General features: G+C 45.6%; 23 tRNA genes and 2 rRNA genes. All 25 read left to right on the top strand.

The features are described 5' to 3' along the window. Nucleotides 1–124, top strand: a 23S ribosomal RNA gene (locus tag FCI53_RS21010); the annotation flags it as partial. Between the two features lie 137 nt (nucleotides 125–261). After that, nucleotides 262–377 (top strand): 5S ribosomal RNA (gene rrf / locus FCI53_RS21005). A gap of 31 nt (nucleotides 378–408) precedes the next feature. Beyond that, nucleotides 409–485, top strand: a tRNA-Met gene (locus FCI53_RS21000). Between the two features lie 77 nt (nucleotides 486–562). After that, nucleotides 563–639: transfer RNA gene (locus tag FCI53_RS20995), tRNA-Asp, on the top strand. 177 nt (nucleotides 640–816) lie between these two features. Continuing rightward, nucleotides 817–892, top strand: a tRNA-Thr gene (locus FCI53_RS20990). A 22-nt stretch (nucleotides 893–914) separates the two neighbouring features. After that, a tRNA-Lys gene (locus FCI53_RS20985) sits at nucleotides 915–987 on the top strand. Nucleotides 988–1099: 112 nt separating this feature from the next. After that, a tRNA-Leu gene (locus tag FCI53_RS20980) sits at nucleotides 1100–1184 on the top strand. A 7-nt stretch (nucleotides 1185–1191) separates the two neighbouring features. Next, nucleotides 1192–1266, top strand: a tRNA-Gly gene (locus FCI53_RS20975). A 17-nt stretch (nucleotides 1267–1283) separates the two neighbouring features. Continuing rightward, nucleotides 1284–1372, top strand: a tRNA-Leu gene (locus FCI53_RS20970). A gap of 3 nt (nucleotides 1373–1375) precedes the next feature. Further along, nucleotides 1376–1452 (top strand) — tRNA-Arg (locus FCI53_RS20965). Between the two features lie 4 nt (nucleotides 1453–1456). After that, nucleotides 1457–1530: transfer RNA gene (locus FCI53_RS20960), tRNA-Pro, on the top strand. 17 nt (nucleotides 1531–1547) lie between these two features. Continuing rightward, nucleotides 1548–1620 (top strand) — tRNA-Ala (locus FCI53_RS20955). Nucleotides 1621–1632: 12 nt separating this feature from the next. Next, nucleotides 1633–1706: transfer RNA gene (locus tag FCI53_RS20950), tRNA-Met, on the top strand. 5 nt (nucleotides 1707–1711) lie between these two features. Then, nucleotides 1712–1785 (top strand) — tRNA-Ile (locus FCI53_RS20945). A 13-nt stretch (nucleotides 1786–1798) separates the two neighbouring features. After that, nucleotides 1799–1891 (top strand) — tRNA-Ser (locus FCI53_RS20940). A 200-nt stretch (nucleotides 1892–2091) separates the two neighbouring features. Continuing rightward, nucleotides 2092–2167 (top strand) — tRNA-Phe (locus FCI53_RS20935). A gap of 12 nt (nucleotides 2168–2179) precedes the next feature. Beyond that, a tRNA-Tyr gene (locus tag FCI53_RS20930) sits at nucleotides 2180–2265 on the top strand. 12 nt (nucleotides 2266–2277) lie between these two features. Next, nucleotides 2278–2351: transfer RNA gene (locus FCI53_RS20925), tRNA-Gly, on the top strand. Nucleotides 2352–2361: 10 nt separating this feature from the next. Next, nucleotides 2362–2435: transfer RNA gene (locus tag FCI53_RS20920), tRNA-Ile, on the top strand. 15 nt (nucleotides 2436–2450) lie between these two features. Further along, a tRNA-Arg gene (locus FCI53_RS20915) sits at nucleotides 2451–2524 on the top strand. Between the two features lie 155 nt (nucleotides 2525–2679). Beyond that, nucleotides 2680–2754 (top strand) — tRNA-Asn (locus tag FCI53_RS20910). Nucleotides 2755–2760: 6 nt separating this feature from the next. Beyond that, nucleotides 2761–2835: transfer RNA gene (locus FCI53_RS20905), tRNA-Glu, on the top strand. Nucleotides 2836–2864: 29 nt separating this feature from the next. Then, nucleotides 2865–2940: transfer RNA gene (locus FCI53_RS20900), tRNA-Val, on the top strand. Between the two features lie 34 nt (nucleotides 2941–2974). After that, a tRNA-Gln gene (locus FCI53_RS20895) sits at nucleotides 2975–3049 on the top strand. A gap of 35 nt (nucleotides 3050–3084) precedes the next feature. Continuing rightward, nucleotides 3085–3157: transfer RNA gene (locus FCI53_RS20890), tRNA-Ala, on the top strand. Nucleotides 3158–3593: the final 436 nt, after the last annotated feature.

Here is a 3593-nt window from a genome sequence, read left to right as displayed (position 1 = left end):
GATGAGACTTCCCATCATTTTAAATGAGTAAGATCCCTCAGAGACGATGAGGTTGATAGGTCCGAGGTGGAAGCGTGGTGACACGTGCAGCTGACGGATACTAATAGATCGAGGACTTATCTATATTAATTAGGATTCAGCTAGACTGTTTAAAAGTTTGATTGTTTTGAGTAATTCTTATCTAGTTTTGAAGGTGCAAAAAACACTTGCATTTTATATAAAAAATGCATATAATATATTTTGTCCTTAATGAAAATATGGTTTAGTGGCAATAGCGAAGAGGTCACACCTGTTCCCATGCCGAACACAGCAGTTAAGCTCTTCAGCGCCAATGGTAGTTGGGGCCTTGCCCCTGCGAGAGTAGGACGCCGCTAAGCCTTATAGTTCAAAAATTATATTTTTTATCATCGCGGGGTGGAGCAGTCTGGTAGCTCGTCGGGCTCATAACCCGAAGGTCGCAAGTTCAAATCTTGCCCCCGCAACCAAATTTTATCTAACTACATTGAGATTACTTCTTAGCTAGATAATAATTTTCCTTAAAATTATAAATTTTAACATTTTTGGTCCGGTAGTTCAGTTGGTTAGAATGCCTGCCTGTCACGCAGGAGGTCGCGGGTTCGAGTCCCGTCCGGACCGCCATATAGTAAGCCAGCCTAGCTCAACTGGTAGAGAAACCGTAAACCTCTTGAATAAGCATCATTGTAGGTTTTGCGAGGAGCGTAAACTTCTCCGATAAATCATGCAACGTGACGAGCACAATACATCTATTGATTTAACTTCTTGCTCAATTAAAATAATAATGTAAATATTTTATTAGCCGGCCTAGCTCAACTGGTAGAGCAACTGACTTGTAATCAGTAGGTTGGGGGTTCAAGTCCTCTGGCCGGCACCATTTTCATGAAAAAACAAATCAAGAGCCATTAGCTCAGTTGGTAGAGCATCTGACTTTTAATCAGAGGGTCGGAGGTTCGAATCCTCCATGGCTCATCAAGGAAGTTATGGTTATGGATTCTCACCTACGGTTCCCTTGTTTCGTTTAAATTTAGTGGTAACAAGGACTAGCCTACGGCGTCGGAATCCTCCATGGCTCATCATAAATGCGGGTGTGGCGGAATTGGCAGACGCGCTAGACTTAGGATCTAGTGTCTTCGGACGTGGGGGTTCGACTCCCTCCACCCGCACCAAATACTTGCGGAAGTAGTTCAGTGGTAGAACACCACCTTGCCAAGGTGGGGGTCGCGGGTTCGAATCCCGTCTTCCGCTCCAATTAACTTATTAGCCATGCCGGGGTGGCGGAATTGGCAGACGCACAGGACTTAAAATCCTGCGATAGGTGACTATCGTGCCGGTTCGAGTCCGGCCCTCGGCACCATTAGCGCCCGTAGCTCAATTGGATAGAGCGTTTGACTACGGATCAAGAGGTTAGGGGTTCGACTCCTCTCGGGCGCGCCAACTACGGGAAGTAGCTCAGCTTGGTAGAGCACTTGGTTTGGGACCAAGGGGTCGTAGGTTCGAATCCTGTCTTCCCGATCATAAAAAAATATTATGGGGCCTTAGCTCAGCTGGGAGAGCGCCTGCTTTGCACGCAGGAGGTCAGCGGTTCGATCCCGCTAGGCTCCACTTTATAATCGAGGCGGCGTAGCTCAGCTGGCGAGAGCGTACGGTTCATACCCGTGAGGTCGGGGGTTCGATCCCCTCCGCCGCTATAATAGGACCCTTAGCTCAGTTGGTTAGAGCTATCGGCTCATAACCGATCGGTCGCAGGTTCGAATCCTGCAGGGTCCATCAATAAAAATACGGAGGAGTACCCAAGTCTGGCTGAAGGGAGCGGTCTTGAAAACCGCCAGGGGCTTCACGGCTCGCGGGGGTTCGAATCCCTCCTCCTCCGCCATGAAAATTGAAATTATAATGGCTCGGTAGCTTAGTCGGTAGAGAAACCGTAAACCTCAGTGGAATAACATCTATGTAGGTTTTGCGAGGAGCGTAGCCATCGCCGAATAAACAAGCAACGTGACGAGCACAGAGCATCATTGAATAGACACCGAAGTAAGATGAAGATCGAGAAAAAAACAAGAAAATTATACAGAATAAGGCTCGGTAGCTCAGTCGGTAGAGCAACGGACTGAAAATCCGTGTGTCGGCGGTTCGATTCCGTCCCGAGCCACCACTTAAAAATAGTGGAGGGATAGCGAAGTTGGCCAAACGCGGCGGACTGTAAATCCGCTCCCATCGGGTTCGTAGGTTCGAGTCCTACTCCCTCCACCATTTAAAGTATATGCGGGTGTAGTTTAGTGGTAAAACCTCAGCCTTCCAAGCTGATGTCGAGGGTTCGATTCCCTTCACCCGCTCCATTACAATAATGGGCCTGTAGCTCAGTTGGTTAGAGCGCACGCCTGATAAGCGTGAGGTCGGTGGTTCAAGTCCACTCAGGCCCATTAATTTAGTAACTTGCGCCCTTAGCTCAGCAGGATAGAGCAACAGCCTTCTAAGCTGTGGGTCAGAGGTTCGAATCCTCTAGGGCGCGTTTAGAATTGATCCACCGTAGCTGGACCATTTGCAACATCGCATAATCACCCTAGTAGGTCCCTGCGAAAAGTGAAGGCATCAACGAATAGCAAAACACTTTGAGCACATCCAACTCTACTGTACAAGCTCATTGAAAACTCTTTTATTAATTGATCCACCGTAGCTCAGTGGTAGAGCAATCGGCTGTTAACCGATCGGTCGTAGGTTCGAATCCTACCGGTGGAGCCATTTTATGGCCCGTTGGTCAAGTGGTTAAGACACCGCCCTTTCACGGCGGTAACACGGGTTCGAATCCCGTACGGGTCACCATTATTATATAAGCTCAATTGATAATTTGTGGAGGATTAGCTCAGCTGGGAGAGCACTTGCCTTACAAGCAAGGGGTCGCAGGTTCGAGCCCTGCATCCTCCACCATTTAATTTATTACTGCAACTAATTTATAAATAATTGGGCTATAGCCAAGCGGTAAGGCAACGGTTTTTGGTACCGTCATGCGCTGGTTCGAATCCAGCTAGCCCAGCCATTTTTTTATATTAATTAAAAATGCTTTAATGATTTGGGGCCTTAGCTCAGCTGGGAGAGCGCCTGCTTTGCACGCAGGAGGTCAGCGGTTCGATCCCGCTAGGCTCCATCGTAAAAGAAGTTATCTCTTATGAGGTAACTTCTTTTACATGAAACAAATGATAATAGTTAGTAAGGGAAATATTGTAATTAGCCATGCTATTGATTAGTTTAATTTTTTATGGTATATTATAAACCTCTCATCACGAGAGTCGAACATAACATTTTTGAAAAGTTATTGACTTTAGGTTTTATAATGTGATATATTATTATAGTCGCATTATTAAATGAGATGCGAAACACAAAAACAACAAAAAAGTATTGACAAAATGTTGTTGGGATGATATAGTTGATTTTGTCGCTATAAACGACTTCAACTTTTGATCTTTGAAAACTGAACAAAACAACCAGTATGAAACAGATTGGGTAAGACGTTTCATCTAATTGAAACGATTAACCTTGAATCAATTTTTGAAAGCTAGTTTTTGTATGAGTGAAAGATACTC

The organism is Aquibacillus sediminis (assembly GCF_005870085.1).
GTDB classification, from domain to species: domain Bacteria; phylum Bacillota; class Bacilli; order Bacillales; family Amphibacillaceae; genus Aquibacillus_E; species Aquibacillus_E sediminis.
The sequence above is the reverse complement of the archived record's forward strand: the minus strand, read 5'-3'. Positions and strand labels throughout refer to the sequence as shown.